Here is an 18,276-nt window from a genome sequence, read left to right as displayed (position 1 = left end):
CCTTCGTGCATCTTCGTGGCTTTGTGCCTCCGCGACATTTTCGCCACTAAGACCCCAAGGCTCTAAGACACACTAAGATTTTGAGGGCTGTACACCCTTCGTGCATCTTCGCGGCTTTGTGCCTTTGTGGCATCAGTCACTTTGTAGCAGAATACCATTTTTTTTAAACATTCCTTTGTGTAACTTCGTTACTTAGTGCCTCAGTGGCATTAGCATTCACTTAAATTGTTTATATGAACTTTAAAGAAACACCCGCCAATATTGTCATCTTTGGCGGTTTTGGAGATCTTTCCTGGAGAAAACTGATCCCTGCCTTTTACAACCTGTTCATCCATGGCTATATGCCGGAAGCGTTTGCCATTTATGCCGTGCATTACCAGGGCATGCCGGAAGATTCTTTTGAAAAGCACATGCTCGAAGGCGTTAATAATTTCTCCCGGAGCGGAAAGGCCAAACCGGAACAGTGGAATGAATTCATTAAAAAACTCTATTTCTTCCAGGGCGATTTTACGCTGGACGACACCTATACCCGGCTCAAGACCATTCTGAATAAAAACGATAAAGACTGGAAAAAACGGGCCACCCGCCTTTTCTACTATTCGGTAGCACCTAACTTTATTGATCCTATTTCCAAATCCATTTCCAAATATAAGCTGGCGCCACAACCCAATAAGGACCGTATTGTGGTGGAAAAACCCTTTGGCACCGACCTGGCATCTGCAAAGGCATTGAACAAGTTGCTCAAGGATAATTTTGAAGAAAACCAGATCTACCGGATCGATCATTACCTGGGCAAGGAAGTGGTGCAGAACCTGCTGGCCTTCCGTTTTGCCAACTATATCTTTGAACCCCTGTGGAACCGCAATTATGTGGAGAACGTACAGATAACCGTGGCAGAGCAGGTAAGTGTGGGCACCCGCGGCAGCTATTATGATAAAAGCGGTGCCCTGCGGGATATGATCCAGAATCACCTGATGCAGCTGCTTTCTGTAGTAGGTATGGATTGTCCCAAGGGTAATGACGCCGAAGCCATCCGGAATGAAAAAGTAAAAGTGCTTAAAAAAGTACGCCCGTTCACGGCGGCTACGGTATCATCGGATATCGTACGCGGACAATACACCTCCGGAGAGATCGACGGAAAACACCAGCAGGGCTATCTCCAGGAAACCAGCATCGGCAAAGGCTCGGCAACAGAAACCTATGTGGCCGCTAAATTATACATCGACAATGAGCGCTGGAAAGATGTTCCCTTCTATCTCCGTACCGGGAAGTGTTTACAAAAACAATCTTCCCTTATCGTTATCACGTTCAAAGATTCTCCCTATAAAATATTTAAGGATGATGTGATGCCCAACCAGCTCATCATCAGCATACAGCCGGAACAGGAGATCACATTGCTGTTTGAAGGAAAGGTACCGGGACCCCTGATGAAGTTAAAACCGGTTGAAATGGATTTTACTTATTACGAATCGTTTACCGAGCAGCCACCGGAGGCCTATGAAACCCTTTTGTTGGATGCACTGGAAGGTGATGCCACCCAGTTTATGCGTGCCGACCAGGTGGAGACCGCATGGAGCATTGTGATGCCCATTTTGCAGGAATGGAAAAAGAACGGCAAAAAAGGGCTGGAAAAATACCCTGCGGGAAGCTGGGGTCCTAAAAAAGCAGATCAGCTGATCAAAAAAGATGGCTTCCATTGGGTATTGCTGCCACCGCCTAATGGCAGAGACCGCTATATTTGCAAAGAACGCAGAAAAGAAATCAAATCATGAGTAACCCGATCCGACTTGTTTGGAAAGATAAAGAAGCATTAAGTCTGGCAGCCGCCTATCATTTTGTTACCGCCGCTGCAAAAAGCATTGCAGCCAACGGCCGTTTTACCGTAGCTTTTTCCGGTGGCAGCACGCCCAAAAGACTGTTTGAAATACTGGCCACACCTGCCTTCAGCAGCAATATCGATTGGAAGAATGTATTCATCTTCTGGAGTGATGAGCGTTTTGTACCCGCCATCAGTGATGAAAGCAATTACAGGATGAGCCGCCTGGCGCTGCTGGATCATGTTAAGATCCCCAGGAAAAATATTTTCATCACCCCCACAAAAGGCGAACCCGCAACCTGCGCACAGGAATATGAGGCCAGCGTAAAAGCCATTCTCGGACGGAGCGCGCAGTTCGATCTCACACTTTTAGGCATGGGTGATGACGGTCATACCGCTTCGTTGTTCCCCGGCACCACGATCTTAACAGAAACCAGGCGGCTGGTAAAGGAAGTATGGGTAGACAGCAAGCAAACCTGGCGCATTAGTTTTACCTACACTCTTATCAATAAAAGCAAAGAAGTAATGCTGCTGGTAGGCGATGCGAATAAATACCCCATATTGAAAAAGATATTTGTGAAGAATGCCAAACATCTTTATCCCGTGCAGGGTGTGGCGCCGCAAAAAGGACAAACCATCTGGATGCTGGATGAGGCGGCGGTTACGGGGAAGGGATAGCAGGTAGTCCGGATTTCTACCAGAGGCTTTGTCTTTTGTAAAATGCTGTTCAACCAAATAAAAAATAATGAACCGGAAAAACCGTTTGTTCCTGCTGCTGGTATTCCTGTTGCCCGCTACAGTGCCGAGCGCCCAGAACACCAATTCAACTACTGAAGGTAAAAACAGCACATCCGGTGAGCCGGTATATTATAGTCCGGGAGGCACTTACAGCGACTGGTACTTTCCGGCCAGCGAAGGCTATTCCAGTCTGGAATGGACCTTTGTGCCTGTTGCAGATCCTCCGTCCAGCCTTACAAAAGACGGACTTTTGCATTACTACGCCTATAATTTCTCACTTGTCAATGCCTCCGGCGGCACCGGTGGTGGCTATGCGGGTTTTCAGACAAACGGGATTTTTAAAGGTGCCTTCCAGGGAAAAGTGATCAACTTCTCGATCTGGGGCTCCAATGGAGGGAAGTCGAAAGGGATGGTCAATGCCGCCAATGATGAAAGCGGCGGCTATCAGATCATGTACAAATACAGCTGGCAACCCGGGCAGCAATACCGGTTTGAACTAAAACCGGGCCCCGGCGGTGAAGACAGTCTGGGCAAGTGGTGGGGATTGTGGGTAACTGATAAGAGCAATGGCATTACAGATTTTGTCGGAGAACAACGGGTGCCTGCGATTATAAAAGGTAAAAGCACCGTATTATGGAATATACACACCTCAATGTTTGGTGAAGACCTGCACTGGTGGCGGTCTTTAAATGGCCATACCAAATATAAGGACCAGTCCGACTTCCAGCCTTCGGCTATGGCTGCAATGGATATCACTGCAAACGGAGGAACAGTAAAACCGGTTAAGTGCACTAGCTTTACCAATTCAGGAGAGCCGGTAACAGGAAGTAGTGGTTTTAAATCCGTAAACTCCACGGTTTCTATTTATGAGGATGCGCATTTTAATGTGCAACACAACCTGGGGCACTGGGCCTCACCGGCACCTGACTTCCTTAAGAAATAAATTATTTCTCTTCCACTGATCTACGCTGATCTTTTTTGCAGATCTGAGCAGAAGCCTCCGCGGGCATTCCCGTTATCTGCGGGGCAATAAGATCCTGGGGAGCTAAAACCCAAACCATCCGCCTTTTTCTATACCCACATACCAGCCATCCTCCCGTTCCTCTACCGGGTAGGTTTTTAAAAAATACCCTTCGCCGGTAGTATTACGGCCGGTTTCCAGATTAAACTTATACCGGTGCACCGGGCAAACGATGTCACCCTGCACATTTACATAACCCTTCACCAGCGGAGCCGCCGCATGCGGGCATTTGGCCGCGCAGGCAAAAAGCCGTTCGTTAACCCGCGCGATGCATAAATGCCTGCCCCTTAGCTTTATTTCAGCAAGGTTTTCTTCGTTAAAATTCAGTTCATTCGGGTGCACGGCAACCAGGTGCCATTCCAACTCTTTACTCATGCTACTAAATTAAACTTTTAAGCGGCAGGACTAAGGAATTTTAGGCTTGGCCCAGGGTTAAAATAACATAGCATATAAAAAGGTCGCCCTCCGTACCTATATGGCGGGTCTGCCCACCCTTTACTTAAGGCCGCACAGCTTTTACCCAAACGCGCGAAGCAAAAACATAAACTGTTGAAGCTTTTTTACCAGGTAGCCCACCTGTACAGGTGGGGGTACCCGCCCCCTGTCCTTCAACATCAAAGCTTTTTTATACCCCCCACCTGCCTAAAATCTTCGCGCGCGCATTTTTTAGGCAGGTCGGTTTAGCTTTTTGCTTAAACGGCAAAGGTTTTCCCTTCGTCAGTTTAGGTTTGGGGTAGCCCCCTATACTTCCGGGTGGGGTAGCTGGTTTTAGGCGGCTTTTTATTGGCAGGACAACTGAGACCAGGGGACAGGTGTGCTTCTTTAAGCAGGCACGGCCTATAAAAGCATTTATCATCCCGGAATTTGTTCCTTTGATGGACCGAGCCTACGGCTCTCCGCTTTCTATAGATGATGCACAGCCAACAAACTGAAGTTTGTTGTTGGATAATGATGCGAGGCGCTGCCTCTTGCCGCTCATCTGGCACAGGTTTCCGGCCTGTGTTTGCGCGTTACTTAGCACTTATGGTGTAAGGACGGCTTTGTTGGCAGGGCGCTTTCGACCAGGGTGGGACAGGTGTGCTTCATTAGGTATACCATGACCTTTTCGCAAAGGCCGTAGGCCTGGCTTATTTTTTTACCTCCGGAATTTATTCGGGAGACCCAACATGCTACGGAGCACCGGAGTGCCGCAAGCACGACCCATAAAAGCATACATCATCCCGGAATTTGTTCCTTTGATGAACCGAGCCTATGGCTCTCCACGCTTTATAGATGATGCATGGCCAACAAACTGAAGTTTGTTGTTGGATGATGAAGTGAGGCACTGCCTCTTGCCGCTCATCTGGTGCAGGCCTCCCGGCCTGAGCCTGTGCGTTACTTAGCACTTATGGGCTGGGGCCTCCTTTTTATTGATAGGGTCTCTACGACCGGGTGGGACAGGTGTGCTTCATTAGGTATGCATACCATGCCCTTTTCGCAAAGGCCGCAGGCCTGGCTTATTTTTTTTACCTCCGGAATTTATTCCGGAGACCCAACATATTACGGAGCACCGGAGTGCCGTAGGCTCGGTCCATAAAAGCATACATCATCCCGGAATTTGTTCCTTTGATGGACCGAGCCTATGGCTCTCCACGCTTTATAGATGATGCACGGTCAACAAACTGAAGTTTGTTGTTGGATGATGATGCGAAGCACTGCCTCTTGCTGTTCATCTGGTGCAGGCCTCCCGGCCTGTGCCTGCGCGTTACTTAGCACTTATGGGCTGGAGCCACCTTTTTGCTGGTAGGCCCCCTACGACCGGGTGGAACAGGTGTGCTTCATTAGGTATGCATACCATGACCTTTTCGCAAAGGCCGCAGGCCTGGCTTATTTTTTTACCTCCGGAATTTATTCCGGAGACCCAACATGCTACGAAGCACCGGAGTGCCGTAGGCACGGCCCATAATGTATATCCACTTATCTCATCAGCCCTCCATGTCCCACCAATACAGATATAACACATCCACTCCAATCATCTTTAAGCTGGTGGCTATGTAACACAACATTTAACAATCATTGTTTCTATAAATAAAACTAAATAATACTGCAGCACAGGTTGGAAGGTCTGCGCCGGATAGTTAAAATGATTATTTAGAAAGCCTTATTTAACAACCGCCTTCCTTAAAAAAACATCGTTTTGTACGGATACCGGATCTGGTACAATTCTTTTACCTTATTCAGAATGGTGTCGCGCAGGCCTTCCACATTCCGTCTTTCGGTGGCAGCAACAAATACGGCATTGCCGCCGGTTTCATGGTTCCAGCGGTCGTAAAGATCCTGGAGGATCTCTTTTTTGGTGTCTTCCCCCAGCCACTCATCAAAGGTCTGCTGTTCGTAAAGATCCATTTTATTAAAAACGGTGATCATAGGTTTGTCAAAGGCCTTCAGCTCCTGAAGGGTTTTGTTCACCACTGCCATCTGGTCCTCATACTGAGGATGGGATATATCGATCACATGGATGAGTATGTCTGCTTCGCGTACTTCATCCAGCGTACTTTTAAAGCTTTCGATGAGGTGGTGCGGCAGCTTGCGGATGAACCCTACCGTATCGCTCAGCAGAAAGGGTGTATTTTCAAAAACCACCTTGCTGGTCGTAGTATCCAGGGTCGCGAATAACTTATTTTCCGCAAACACTTCACGTTTGCTCAGCAGGTTCATAATGGTGCTTTTGCCCACATTGGTATAGCCTACCAGGGCCACACGGATGAACTCCCCGCGGTTCTTGCGTTGGGTGGCAGACTGTTTGTCGATTTCCTTCAGCCGGTTCCGCAACAGCGAAATTTTCTCCCGTACGATCCGGCGGTCGGTCTCTATTTCCGTTTCTCCCGGTCCCCGGGTGCCGATGCCCCCTCCCAGCCGCTCCAGGTGCTTCCACATCCCGCGCAGGCGGGGTAAAATATACTGGTACTGCGCCAGCTCCACCTGGGCCTTGGCCTCTGCCGTTTTTGCCCGCCGGGCAAAAATATCCAGGATCAGGTCCGACCGGTCGATGGTTTTTACACCGATAGCGGTGGTGATATTATTGATCTGTGCACCGGAAAGCTCATCATCAAAAATGACCAGATTGACACCATGAGTGATGCAATACTGGCGGATCTCCTCCAGTTTTCCCTTGCCCACAAAAGTGCGGGTATCCGGGTGCTGTAATTTCTGAATGAAACGTTTCTTTGTTTCTGCCCCTGCGGTCTCGGCCAAAAAAGCCAGCTCGTCCAGGTATTCGGTCACCTGCTGCTCGGTCTGGTCCTTGGTGACCACACCAACGATCACCGCTGTTTCTGTTCCCTGTATTATGTTCTTCTTATCAAGCATGAAGGGGCAAAGTTAAGGCCTAAAACCTTAAGGTTTTTGAAACCTTACAGGTTTGCTTCGCTCATCGCTGGCTCGCAATAAGCAGGTTCAGATCCGTATACCGGAGATCAAACCGCTGACTGAGGTAAAAATTGGTGAGGTAACCCTTAAAAAGGTAAATGCCGTTCCGCAGGTGCAGCTGGTGCCATGCCAGCCGCTCAATGCCACCTTCATCGCCGGCCTCTATCAGCAACGGTGCCAGCACATTGCTGATGGCCTGGGAGGCGGTACGGGCAAATCCTGAAGGGATATTAGGCACGCAATAGTGGATAACGCCGTATTTCAAAAAAATAGGACTTTCATGCGAGGTTACTTCCGAGGTTTCAAAACAGCCCCCCCGGTCGATGGTGGCATCAATAATCACCGATCCCTGCCGCATGCCGCTTACCATTTCTTCTGTTACCACCAGGGGTGTTCTGCCCGATTCATTGGCCAGGGCGCCTACCGCCACTTCACAGGTCTTCAGCTGTTTGGCCAGGAGTTTCGGCTCCAGAACGGAGGTCCATAACCGGTGACCGATGGTATTTTCCAGGCGCTTTAAGCGCGAGATATTGCTGTCGAACAGCTTTACAGACGCCCCCAATGCCAGTGCGGCCCGGGCGGCATATTCGCCCACGATACCGGCCCCGATGATCACTACCTTGGTGGGGGCAATACCGGTGATGCCTCCCAGCAATACGCCTTTGCCATGATTGGCGGAGCCCAGGTACTGGGCCGCAATCAGCATCACAGCGCTGCCGGCGATCTCGCTCATGCTCCGGACAATGGGATAGGAATCGCTGTCGTCCTTAAGGTTTTCAAATGAAAGGGCGGTGATCTTCTTCTGCATCATGGTGTGCAGCACCTCCCGCCGGAGGGTGGAAAGGTGCAGCGGGGAAATAATGATCTGGTTGTATTGCAGCAGTGGCAGGTCTTCCTCCACCACCGGTGCACTTTTTAAAAGGATGGGCGCTTTAAAAACATCCTCCCTCGAATAAACGATCCTGGCTCCGGCCTCGCTGTAATCCGCATCCCGGAAATGTGCGGCCTCACCTGCATTATGTTCTACGATAACAGCATGGCCGTTATTGATCAAAACAGCTACGGCATCCGGGGTAAGAGACACCCGGTTTTCCTGAAAGGCGATCTCCTTGGGGATACCGATGGTCATGCCCCCACCTTTTACACGAATATCCAATGTTTCCTCCTGCGTTTCATAACTGAAGGAGGTACTCACTATGGTTTTTATCTTACTCATAAAAGACGGCGTCCGGAAAGAGCTACAAAAGGGTTTAAGTTATCTGATATGGTTTAAGCTGTAAAGCTACTTATTTTTTAAGTATTTCCAGCTCCCGCTGGTCTCCGTCAATTACGGTCAGCGATACGTACAATGTACCTTCCGGGAAAAGCTCAGGGGCCTTCTCCGGCCATTCCACAAAACAATAATGGCCACTGTAAAGACAGTCTTCCACCCCGGCCCGGACGGCCTCTTCCTCATCCCGGAGGCGGTACAGATCCATATGGTATACGGAGGCGGGTTTTCCCTCATCCGTAAAACGGTATTCGTTGATAATGGAAAAGGTAGGACTGCTGACCACATCCTCCACCTGCAATACCTGGCAGATGGTATAGATCAGCGTGGTTTTGCCTGCGCCCATCTGTCCGTAAAAAGCAATGATCTTTTTATCGTCCATCTGTTGCAGCAGCCACCCGGCAATCGGTATGATATCGTTTAATGAAAATATCTTTTTCATCCGGCAAAGATATATCCGTCAGCGGGTAAATGAAAAAAGAGGGCTGGTTTTCTCCGGCCCCGCATGCCGGTATAAAAAAAAGTTGCCGGCCTGCGCCAGCAACTTTTACCTATTACTAACAAAACCAAGATCCTTACTGACCCGGGGTGGAGCTGCCACCGCCGCTGGCCCGTTTGCTTTCATCGTCCAGACCGGTCTTGCGCTGACGGGCGGATTTCACCTGTTTATTACCAAATTTATAGGTAAAGTTCAGCTTGAACTGGCGGCTGTCCCACTTGGCGATCACATAGGTATAGGCTCCGGCAAAGTTCATATCCCCGGTAAACCGCATGGTTTTAAATAGATCATCCACACTGGCCTTTATGGTACCATCTCCTTTCAGGATGGTCTTTTGCAGTCCTGTGCTGATGAAGCCCATCGACTTTCCTCTGAATGTTCCGGCCCATACAAAGGGCGACAGATACAGGCCGGTCAGCTCTGCTGTCCAGGTTTTACCAAACTTCAGCGAATGCTGCATAAAATACTGCACATTGAAATTTTTTGTATTGATGACCTTTCCGTCTCCGAAATTCGCTTCGTACAAGGAGTAGTTGGCCGTAAGATTGGAGAAGAAGGTATAGGTTTTATACGTGAAGGGATAGGAAACATTCAGGCTGAATACATCCTGGTTGGCCAGGTTCTCATTTGTCTGGAACGATTTTGTTCTATCGATGGTATCGATCAGCTGTACAAACATGTCTTTTACATGGCTGTAGTTTAATGAGGTATTGAGCTTATACTTATAGGTATGGGTAATGCCGATGGTATTGGTATACTGCGGTCTTAAGTTGGTATTACCGCGGGCATACAAATAATCATTCAGCCGGTATTCAAACGGGTTCAGGTCATCATAATCCGGGCGGTCGATCCGGCGGCTGTAGCTGATACTCCACTGGTTCATCGGATTTTTATTATACGTGATGGACGCACTGGGGAAGAAGTCGGTATAATTCCTTTTTACCTTGCCTTCATAATCCTTATAGGTCTGACTTGCTTCATCCCATTGCTTTCCTGTGGAAATACCGTCGGAATTGGTATTTTCTGCTCTTAAACCCAACTGGTACGAGAAGGTTTTGTAAGCGCGGTTATAATTCACGTACAAGGCATTTACGTTTTCCTTGTATTTAAAGTAGTTGCTCTTTCCGTAATCCAGCGACTCGGAGGATCCGTTGGCATCGTAGTTTTTAAAATCGTTGCCGGTGTTTACAAAATTCAGTTTACCACCATATCCCAGCTTTCCTTTAAAGAACGGCTGCTCATAATCCAGTTTAAAAGAATAAAGGTCGATATCCGTAGCCGTAATGATCCGGTAGATATTGCGGTTCACCTCTGCCCCGTCGGAAGCGCGTCTGTAAATATTGGGCACATACTGGTTCCCGTCGATATTGAAATACCCGTAATCCAGGTCCACGTTCAGTTCCCGGCCGGAGGTATCCGCATAGCGGTAGTTGAGGTTACCATTATAATTGCTGCGGTCCCGGAGGGTTTGGGTATTGGTGTACAGGATCCGGTCTACGGTATTGGTAGGCTTGTAGGTAATGGGCATATCACCGGGCTCTCTGCGGTCCACATCGGAAATATTGCCGTTCACCATGATACCGATCGTATTTTTATCATTGATGAAATAGTCCATGCCCGCTTTGAAGTTGTGCGCTTTTGAGTAGCTTTTGGAGATCATGTGCTGATCGAACAGGCTATCACTTACATCCCGCAGGATGTATTGCTTGTTAAAACGCAGTCCCTGGCTGTAATTGTAGTTTCCAAAGAGGTTCACTTTTTTGTTGCGATGGTTAATGTTGAAGCCCCCGTTATAATTGGCATAAGTGGCCACGTTGGCGCCTGCCGTAATGGTACCGTTGGTTCCAAAAGCCTTGTTCTTTTTGAGCCGGATGTTAATGATCCCGGCATTGCCCGCCGCCTCATATTTTGCGGAAGGGTTGGTGATCAGCTCTATCGATTCGATATCAGAAGACTGCAGGGAACGGAGGTAACTGGCCAGGTCGGCACCCGTTAAGGGAGAAGGTTTGCCGTCAATGTATATGCGTACACCGTTCTTGCCGGCCATGCTGATGTTATCATCCTTATCCACCAGCACTCCGGGCGATTTGCGCAACAATTCCAATCCGTCGTTGCCAGTGGCATTGATCGTTCCTTCCACATTTACCACCATGCGTCCGGGTTTTACTTCCACCAGGGGACGTTTGGCAGTAACCACTACCCCCTGTAGTTGAGTACTGGCTTTTTCAAGCACCAGTTCGTTCAGTTTTATATCCGCTCCTGTGTAATCAAATGCCGCCGAATAGGCGGTATTGAAACCCACATTGCTGGCCATTATCAGGTACCGCCCGTTCCCGATTGTTTCGAACTGATAGGTACCATCGGCTTTTGCTGCATCCAGTTTTACAATAGAAGAGTCCACAGCATTTAATAAAGATACGGTGGCTTTCTCGGCTGGCTTTCCGGCGTCGTCTTTTACGGCTCCTGAGATCGTCTGCGCATGAGTTGCCGCATGGAAGAACAATAGTAGTGCCGGTGTTAGTAGTCGTTTCATAAAAAGTGTGTTGTTGTCGTTTTTGAAGCAGCAAACATATATGTTAAATCGAAGCCACGGAACCGATCGTCGTCTAATGGTAAAAAATATCCTGCGAATGGTTGTTTTTTCAGGTTAAAACAAGAGAGGACTGTTATCAGATGGAAGTAACAGTATTTGAGAGGTGAGAAGTGAGCTGTCAGAAATCAGCTATCAGCCATCAGCTTTCAGCTTCATCATTGACGGAGATCTTCAATCTCAATTCTGACAACTAATTTCTGACCAATGAGGGCTTACCGCTGCCTGCTGATAGCTTATCGCTAGCTTCCTCCTCCGCTTTTCACCCGGTTCTGTTCGTCGGAAGAGCCGCTCCGCCTGTTTCGTACAGGGGCGATATTGTTTTTGCCGAACTTATAGGTAAAGGATATATTGAACCTGCGGCTGTCACGTTCATTTCTGATGTAAATATCCACATCGCTGTAGCGGGAAGTGGCATCAAATACCTGGGTTCTGAAGATATCCCGCACCCCTGCTTTAATAGTAGCTTTTTTATTGAACAGCTGTTTCGACAGCATGGCATTGAGAGCACCCATATTTCTAAAGATCACCAATCCTCCGTCACCATCCTTTGCCACATACCAGCCGCTTAATTCCGCGCCCCAGGTTTTAAGGAAGGTAAAGGAGTTGGTCATATTGGAATTAAACCCTATATAGTCGATGGTAATGGGGTCATTAACTTTACCATTACTGTATATTCCCTTGTAATGATTGGTGGTGGCATTGGCAAATACATTCAGGGACCACCATTTGGTAAGCTGTTTGTTAAACATTACCGAAGCACCCCACTGCCGCATCGAGCTGAGGTTCTCCACCGTCTGGTAGGTTCTTTTTTCTTCCGTATTCTGCTTCAGGAACTGTGTAATCACATCATTGGTCTTTGTATAGTTGAGGGTGGTGGTCAGCATCCTTTTAAAGGTATGGCTCATTTCGATGTTATTGGTAAACTGGGGCATCAGGTAAGGGTTACCCTGACCATAGGTCAATGAATCGAGGAAAAATATCGCAGGGTTCAGCGACTCAAAATCTGGCCGGGTGATCCTTCTGTTGTAGTTCAGCGTTAACTGGTTGTTATCGTTAACATTTAAGGCCGCCCCTACGGATGGGAAAAAATTGGTGTAGTTCCGTTTGAACGAAGAATCGGTACGCAGTTCGTGGCCCTTTGCGATGGTATTCTCCACCCGCAGCCCTGCACTCAACTCCCATTTTTTTACCTTTTTTGTCAGCGTGGCATAGGCAGCATTAATATTTTCCTTGTAGATAAAATGATTGCTGATGGAATCATCGGGAAACCATCCGGCGCCCTCATCCCGCAGGTAGTTGGCGGCATTGTCGGTAGACGAGAAACTGCTTTTAAGACCGGCCTCCAGCTTCAGCTCTTTTTTAAACGGATGCACATAGTCGGTTTTCACACTGTAGATACGGATATCGGAGGGCGATTTTCCCAATAAGGTGGTAGCGGCTCCGTTATTTTCGCCCTGCGCGGTTTGCGGCTGGGTGATCAGTTTGTTGTTTCCTGTACTTTTATAATATGCCTGGTCGAGGTCAACTGTCCATTCCCTTCCGGCCGAATCAAAACTGTGCTTGTAATTGACATTGGTGCTGATATTATTGCCGTCTCCGCCATTAAAGCTCTGGGATTTCAATATAGATTTCACGGCCCCGGATACATCCCGCAGATTGGAGCTCAGTTCCTGGTTTTGGTTCCAGTTATAGAAATTACCATTTACTACCACGCCCGCCACGTCCTTCTTTGAGAAATAGTAATCCATGCCCAGCTTTACGCTGTGGTAATCCCCAAAACCATGACGGTGTGCCAGCTGATCTGAAGAACCATCGAATTTTCCCTCTTCATAAAAATTGCGGTCGATAAATTGCTTACTTTTATTCTCCCATTTTCCGCCATTATAACCTCCAAAAAGATTGACCTTTTCTCCGCGGTAATTGAAGTTGATGTCTCCGAAATAGTTGGGATAAATACCCTGGTTAAAGCCCAGGTTGGCAGTTCCGTTGATCCCCTTCACCACTCCCTTTTTGGTTTTAATATTGATGATGCCTGCATTACCAGCTGCATCGTATTTTGCGGGCGGACTGGTCATGATCTCGATCTGGTCCACACCATTGCTCTGGATGCTTTTGAGAAAATTGGCCAGTGTTTGTCCGCTCATATAGGTCGGCTTTCCGTCGATCAGTATTAATACGCCCGGCTTTCCCTTCAGACTTACATTGCCGTCATTGTCCACGGTTACACCAGGTGATTTTTCCAGGAGTTCCAGCGCGTTCAAACCCGTATTGGAGGGCATGGATTCCACATTGAGCACCATCTTCCCGGGTTTGGCCTCGATCATCGGCCGCTTGGCCGTCACTACCACACCTGCCAGCTGGGTGTTACCTTTTTCCAGCGTCATAACAGCCAGGGTGGTGTCTTTGCCGTCAAACTGAATGGCTTCGGAATAAGCAGGGGTATACCCTACATTGGAAGCCATTACCAGGTAGGTCCCGGCGTCTGGTTTTTCAAACCGGTAAACGCCGCTTTTATCAGCGGCAGTCACCTTCTGTACAGAGGAGTCTTTTATATTTAAAAGTGTAACGGATGCCTGTTCCAGTGGTTTAGTGTCGGCCCCTTCAATCCTGCCTGAAATACTCTGTGCCTGTGTTAAAGCACTCCAAAAACAAAGCCCGGCCAAAAAAATCTTTCTCATATTATTTTTATTGTACGCTACAAAGCTATGGGCCCGTCACTCCTTCATCCAGCGATTACCGGTAAATGGGGCAAAACACCGGTTAATTGTGACAAAAAGCCATTTAAGAGGACCTGCCATTGCCTGTATGCAACAAAAAACTTGGCGGCACCTGATACCATAAATCGTATCGCGGAGAAAAATGTTACAACTGTTTAACAGGTTTTTTAAAAATTAGCAATCCTTTAAAAATTCCATACTTAAAAATGGAATATTGGGTTCGTTTACTCATATTTGTACTCTAAAATATTGTTATGAGTTACCCAGAGACCTTACGTTATACCAAAGATCATGAATGGATCAGCCTTGAGGGCGACATTGCCACCATTGGCATTACCGATTTTGCCCAGAGAGAGTTAGGCGACATCGTATATGTAGAGGTGGAAACAATTGGCAAAGCATTGAAAGCCGGTGATGTTTTCGGAACAGTGGAAGCCGTAAAGACAGTTTCCGACCTTTTCCTTCCTGTTGATGGTGAAGTTACCGAGCTGAATGAAGCGCTGGGAAATGCACCTGAACTTGTAAACACCGATCCTTATGGCGAAGGCTGGATGATCAAAATGAAGGTTTCCAATCCGGCGGATGTTGCCAACTTGCTGGATGCTGCCGCTTACCAGGCACTGGTGGGTTAATCCGTTTTATTAAAAGGCGTTTGCAGCGCCCTATTCAAAATACTTACAGCCAATCACATCTCGTGACTGGCTTTTTCTTTATTTAAACTATTAAATGAAAAGAGGTTATATATTCGCCGGCGCCATTCTTTATTTTTTGATCACCCTTGTATTGCTCACCCTGCCCGGCGCTGCCTTTCCAAAAGAAAGCTTTTTTGATAAGATCCCCTATTTCGACAAATGGGTGCACACCGGCATGTTTACATTGCTGGTGCTGATATGGAATATCTGGTTGATGCGAAGTACAACAGTTGTTCCTGTTAACGGAAGACTTGTTGCCACTGCTGTTGCCGCTTTGGCATATGGCATTGTAATGGAGTATGTACAGAAATGGTACATCCCCAACCGCTCCTTTGATGTGTTCGACATCCTTGCAGATGGTGCTGGTGCTGCGCTGGGACTGGCCGCCAGCTTCTACCTGCTGAAAAAAAATAGACCCCTGTAGAAACAGGGGTCGCAACCAAAACTAACTGCTTATGAGAAAATTGACTATCTTTTTTAAAACTCTTTGTTCTTATATTTATAAACGCAATATCCTTGCCATTATTACAACCGGCCTGTTAAAAGAATGCTAAACCGATTTTTCAGAACTGCACTATATAAAGAACGTGTACATAATACATAAAGCAGAAACTATGCCAAACAGCTGCTCTATTTAAAAAATCCGGAAATTAAATCCGACAGTCCGCCGGATTGCTGCTGGCTTTGCTGGTGTTGTTGTGCATTCTGTGTAACCTGGCTGATGATATTGCTGATATCGGCATTACCGTTGCCACCGCTCAACTGTCCCAGCAAGCTTTGAAAATCAAATCCGTTGGTTCCGGTATTGCCACCGGTAAGACTTCCGATAAGGCCGTTCAGGTTAAAACCGGAGTCCTGCGGATCATTGCTTACGGTTTTTGTAACCATACTGTTGATCACATTGGGAATAATATTATTTGCAATGGAGTTGGCGGTTGCCGGGTTGAGGTTCATATTGGAAACCAGCCGGTTTGCAAGATGGCCAACCATCATACTTACGATCGGGTTGCTTAAAATGCCGTTGCTGCCTTGATTTTGACCACCGCCGGTGAACAGGGAAAGGATGTTTTGCAGTCCGCCGCCACTGGCCATGTTCTGAAAGCCATTGGTAATGGTGCTGGCAGCTTCGGTCATTACCTGGTTATTGTATTCATTCGGAACCTCCGGATTGTCAACCACGGATTGTTGTCCATACTGTTTTACCAGGCTGAGGATTTGATCTAACATTTTGTTTTCGTTTTAGGTGTAATTAAAATTTTATACAAAATAAGATCAATACCCCAAAATCAGGAATTTTTCTTTTCATTGCGCCACCAGCGGATGCCCAGGAACGCGATCAGCGCCAGGGGCAAAAATGCCAGATAAAGAATGCCGGTATTGAACCCTTTGGCCGGTCCGTCTCCCATTTGTTGCGTGGTTTTGGTACAGATGGAACATTGCGCAAAACTTTCCATAGCGCTCCATGTACCCAGGATCAATACAACAACCAGCAGAGCTATTTTTTTCATGTTGCAAAGGTATTATTATTTCACGGATTGATACAGCTGTCCGCCAGCAATGACTTCCCGGATAAAACAATAAAAGGACACCTATTGTTTCAGTAATTCCATAAAAAACGCCACTGATCATCTCAGTGGCGCATACTATTATTACCGAAGCTGTTAGGCTTCTGCTGCCATTTTTTTGGCGATCTTGTTCCGCTCAATTTCGTCCAGCACTACTTTACGCATCCGGATAAAATTAGGTGTCACCTCAATACATTCATCGTGTTGAATGTATTCCATGCACTCCTCCAGGGTCATCAGCGTTTTGGGGGCAATGCGGGTAGCATCATCACTTCCGCTGGCGCGGTGGTTGGTCAGTTTTTTCTCTTCGGTTGCGTTTACCACCAGGTCGCCGGGCTTGATGTTCTCCGCCAGGATCTGTCCGGCATATACTTCCTCACCCGGATCCACAAAGAACGTACCCCGGTCCTGTAATTTATCAATAGAATAACCGGTCGTTTTTGCCTGGTTCTTGGAGATCAGCACTCCGTTATTTCTTCCGGGGATCAATCCTTTCCAGGGTTGGTAGGACGAAAAGCGGTGGGCCATCACCGCTTCACCGGTGGTAGCTGTCAGCATCTGCGTACGCAGCCCGATCAGGCCACGGGAAGGGATCTCAAATTCCAGGTGCTGCATTTCGCCCTTGGTTTCCATTATCAGCATTTCCCCTTTACGGCGGGTAACCAGGTCGATCACTTTGCTGGCAAACTCTTCCGGCACATCCACCACCAGTGTTTCAAAGGGTTCGTGTTTTTTTCCGTCGATATCCTTGGTAATTACCTGGGGCTGACCTACGGTCAGCTCATATCCTTCACGGCGCATGGTTTCGATCAGTACCCCCAGGTGCAGGATACCACGGCCATATACCAGGAAGGCTTCCCCGCCTTCACTTTCTTCCACGCGCAGGGCCAGGTTTTTTTCGGTTTCTTTTTCCAGGCGGTCACGCAGGTGGCGGCTGGTAACAAATTTGCCATCCTTACCATAGAACGGAGAATTGTTGATGCCAAACAGCATATTCATGGTAGGCTCATCCACACTGATCCTTGGTAACGCTTCCGGATTTTCCGCATCGGCAATGGTATCACCGATATTAAAGTCTTCAATGCCCACTACAGCACAGAGGTCACCGGCCTGTACTTCTGTAACTTTCTTCTTACCCATCCCCTCAAATACATACAGCTCTTTTATTCTTGTTTTTTTAACCCCGTTTTCCTGTATCAGGGCGATCTGCTGTCCTTCTCTGATCACACCCCGGCTTACCTTACCCACGGCAATCCGGCCCAGGAAAGAGGAATAATCCAGCGAAGTGATCTGCATTTGCAGCGGACCTTCTGCCACTTTAGGAAGTGGCACATATTTTAAGATACCATCCAGCAGCGGGTTAATATTATCGATTGGCGTTAGCGAATCATTGAACCAGCCATTTTTGCCTGAACCATAAAAAGTAGGAAAATCCAGCTGCTCTTCGGTAGCATCCAGGTTGAAGAACAGGTCGAATACCGCATCATGCACCTCATCCGGGCGGCAGTTGGGCTTGTCCACTTTATTGATCACCACGATGGGCTTCAGACCCAGCGCCAGTGCTTTTTGTAACACAAATCTTGTCTGCGGCATTGGTCCTTCAAAAGCATCCACCAGCAGGATCACCCCGTCTGCCATTTTCAATACACGTTCTACCTCTCCACCAAAATCGGCGTGACCGGGAGTATCAATTACATTGATTTTTGTATCCTTGTAGGTAACTGCCGCATTTTTACTAAAAATGGTGATCCCGCGCTCGCGCTCAAGATCATTATTGTCCATTATCAGTTCTCCTGTAGCCTGGTTTTCGCGAAAAACCTGTGTGGCATGAAGGATCTTGTCCACCAGCGTGGTTTTACCATGGTCTACGTGGGCAATAATGGCTATGTTCCTTAAATTCATATTCTTATGTTGAAAGTTTATTTGTAGTTATGGTCAACAGGTTTTAAAATAAACA

The 18,276-nt window shown here is 47.6% G+C and carries 14 protein-coding genes; 5 read left to right on the top strand and 9 right to left on the bottom strand.

Going from position 1 to position 18,276, the window contains the following annotated elements; translation table 11 throughout:
- Window positions 1-233 precede the first annotated feature (233 nt).
- The 3 genes from zwf to K7B07_RS12860 all read left to right on the top strand — a co-directional run bounded on the left by zwf (window position 234) and on the right by K7B07_RS12860 (window position 3,497).
- Window positions 234-1,772, top strand: a complete 1,539-nt coding sequence (zwf, locus tag K7B07_RS12870; RefSeq protein WP_223710202.1) for a glucose-6-phosphate dehydrogenase — start codon at window positions 234-236, stop codon at window positions 1,770-1,772.
- The gene (pgl, locus tag K7B07_RS12865) at window positions 1,769-2,494 is read left to right on the top strand and encodes a 6-phosphogluconolactonase (RefSeq protein WP_223710200.1); all 726 of its coding nucleotides are present in this window, start codon (window positions 1,769-1,771) and stop codon (window positions 2,492-2,494) included. Before zwf ends, pgl begins: the two co-directional genes overlap by 4 nt.
- Window positions 2,495-2,561: 67 nt before the next feature.
- A complete protein-coding gene (locus K7B07_RS12860) occupies window positions 2,562-3,497 on the top strand; it encodes a hypothetical protein (protein ID WP_223710198.1) in 936 nt (311 codons plus the stop codon).
- A 102-nt stretch (window positions 3,498-3,599) separates the two neighbouring features.
- On the opposite strand, the gene K7B07_RS12855 is transcribed toward K7B07_RS12860, so the two are convergent.
- The 6 genes from K7B07_RS12855 to K7B07_RS12830 all read right to left on the bottom strand — a co-directional run bounded on the left by K7B07_RS12855 (window position 3,600) and on the right by K7B07_RS12830 (window position 14,023).
- Window positions 3,600-3,950, bottom strand: a complete 351-nt coding sequence (locus K7B07_RS12855; RefSeq protein WP_223710196.1) for a Rieske (2Fe-2S) protein — start codon at window positions 3,948-3,950, stop codon at window positions 3,600-3,602.
- A 1,785-nt stretch (window positions 3,951-5,735) separates the two neighbouring features.
- On the bottom strand, window positions 5,736-6,923 hold the full coding sequence (gene hflX / locus K7B07_RS12850; RefSeq protein ID WP_223710194.1) for a GTPase HflX: 1,188 nt from the start codon (window positions 6,921-6,923) through the stop codon (window positions 5,736-5,738).
- 61 nt (window positions 6,924-6,984) lie between these two features.
- The gene (locus K7B07_RS12845; RefSeq protein ID WP_223710192.1) at window positions 6,985-8,199 is read right to left on the bottom strand and encodes an alanine dehydrogenase; all 1,215 of its coding nucleotides are present in this window, start codon (window positions 8,197-8,199) and stop codon (window positions 6,985-6,987) included.
- Window positions 8,200-8,269: 70 nt separating this feature from the next.
- Entirely contained in the window at window positions 8,270-8,695 is a 426-nt protein-coding gene (gene tsaE / locus K7B07_RS12840; RefSeq protein WP_223710190.1) for a tRNA (adenosine(37)-N6)-threonylcarbamoyltransferase complex ATPase subunit type 1 TsaE, read from the bottom strand.
- 133 nt (window positions 8,696-8,828) lie between these two features.
- Entirely contained in the window at window positions 8,829-11,285 is a 2,457-nt protein-coding gene (locus tag K7B07_RS12835) for a TonB-dependent receptor (RefSeq protein ID WP_223710188.1), read from the bottom strand.
- A gap of 299 nt (window positions 11,286-11,584) precedes the next feature.
- Window positions 11,585-14,023 (bottom strand): TonB-dependent receptor domain-containing protein, encoded by a 2,439-nt coding sequence (locus K7B07_RS12830; RefSeq protein WP_223710186.1) that lies wholly within the window; start codon window positions 14,021-14,023, stop codon window positions 11,585-11,587.
- A gap of 293 nt (window positions 14,024-14,316) precedes the next feature.
- Here K7B07_RS12830 and gcvH point away from each other — a divergent pair, with 293 nt between their 5' ends.
- Window positions 14,317-14,694 (top strand): glycine cleavage system protein GcvH, encoded by a 378-nt coding sequence (gene gcvH / locus K7B07_RS12825; RefSeq protein ID WP_223710184.1) that lies wholly within the window; start codon window positions 14,317-14,319, stop codon window positions 14,692-14,694.
- 94 nt (window positions 14,695-14,788) lie between these two features.
- Complete coding sequence (locus K7B07_RS12820) at window positions 14,789-15,178, top strand: VanZ family protein (protein ID WP_223710182.1); 390 nt, start codon at window positions 14,789-14,791, stop codon at window positions 15,176-15,178.
- 206 nt (window positions 15,179-15,384) lie between these two features.
- Here K7B07_RS12820 and K7B07_RS12815 read toward each other — a convergent pair whose 3' ends face one another.
- From K7B07_RS12815 to typA, 3 genes are all read right to left on the bottom strand, one after another.
- The gene (locus K7B07_RS12815) at window positions 15,385-15,981 is read right to left on the bottom strand and encodes a hypothetical protein (protein ID WP_223710180.1); all 597 of its coding nucleotides are present in this window, start codon (window positions 15,979-15,981) and stop codon (window positions 15,385-15,387) included.
- Between the two features lie 59 nt (window positions 15,982-16,040).
- Window positions 16,041-16,262, bottom strand: coding sequence for a hypothetical protein (locus K7B07_RS12810; protein WP_223710178.1), 222 nt, complete (start codon window positions 16,260-16,262; stop codon window positions 16,041-16,043).
- A gap of 153 nt (window positions 16,263-16,415) precedes the next feature.
- Complete coding sequence (gene typA / locus K7B07_RS12805) at window positions 16,416-18,221, bottom strand: translational GTPase TypA (protein WP_223710176.1); 1,806 nt, start codon at window positions 18,219-18,221, stop codon at window positions 16,416-16,418.
- Window positions 18,222-18,276: the final 55 nt, after the last annotated feature.

Source organism: Niabella beijingensis, from assembly GCF_020034665.1.
Taxonomy (GTDB): Bacteria; Bacteroidota; Bacteroidia; order Chitinophagales; family Chitinophagaceae; genus Niabella; species Niabella beijingensis.
Note: the sequence above shows the minus strand (reverse complement) of the source record. Positions and strands in the feature narration are given on the sequence as shown.

What these genes read in the sequence shown, in the direction of transcription:
- zwf (WP_223710202.1), top strand. Translation starts at nt 234, where the DNA reads ATGAACTTTAAAGAAACACCCGCCAATATTGTCATCTTTGGCGGTTTT.
- pgl (WP_223710200.1), top strand. Translation starts at nt 1,769, where the DNA reads ATGAGTAACCCGATCCGACTTGTTTGGAAAGATAAAGAAGCATTAAGT.
- K7B07_RS12860 (WP_223710198.1), top strand. Translation starts at nt 2,562, where the DNA reads ATGAACCGGAAAAACCGTTTGTTCCTGCTGCTGGTATTCCTGTTGCCC.
- K7B07_RS12855 (WP_223710196.1), bottom strand. Translation starts at nt 3,950, where the DNA reads ATGAGTAAAGAGTTGGAATGGCACCTGGTTGCCGTGCACCCGAATGAA.
- hflX (WP_223710194.1), bottom strand. Translation starts at nt 6,923, where the DNA reads ATGCTTGATAAGAAGAACATAATACAGGGAACAGAAACAGCGGTGATC.
- K7B07_RS12845 (WP_223710192.1), bottom strand. Translation starts at nt 8,199, where the DNA reads ATGAGTAAGATAAAAACCATAGTGAGTACCTCCTTCAGTTATGAAACG.
- tsaE (WP_223710190.1), bottom strand. Translation starts at nt 8,695, where the DNA reads ATGAAAAAGATATTTTCATTAAACGATATCATACCGATTGCCGGGTGG.
- K7B07_RS12835 (WP_223710188.1), bottom strand. Translation starts at nt 11,285, where the DNA reads ATGAAACGACTACTAACACCGGCACTACTATTGTTCTTCCATGCGGCA.
- K7B07_RS12830 (WP_223710186.1), bottom strand. Translation starts at nt 14,023, where the DNA reads ATGAGAAAGATTTTTTTGGCCGGGCTTTGTTTTTGGAGTGCTTTAACA.
- gcvH (WP_223710184.1), top strand. Translation starts at nt 14,317, where the DNA reads ATGAGTTACCCAGAGACCTTACGTTATACCAAAGATCATGAATGGATC.
- K7B07_RS12820 (WP_223710182.1), top strand. Translation starts at nt 14,789, where the DNA reads ATGAAAAGAGGTTATATATTCGCCGGCGCCATTCTTTATTTTTTGATC.
- K7B07_RS12815 (WP_223710180.1), bottom strand. Translation starts at nt 15,981, where the DNA reads ATGTTAGATCAAATCCTCAGCCTGGTAAAACAGTATGGACAACAATCC.
- K7B07_RS12810 (WP_223710178.1), bottom strand. Translation starts at nt 16,262, where the DNA reads ATGAAAAAAATAGCTCTGCTGGTTGTTGTATTGATCCTGGGTACATGG.
- typA (WP_223710176.1), bottom strand. Translation starts at nt 18,221, where the DNA reads ATGAATTTAAGGAACATAGCCATTATTGCCCACGTAGACCATGGTAAA.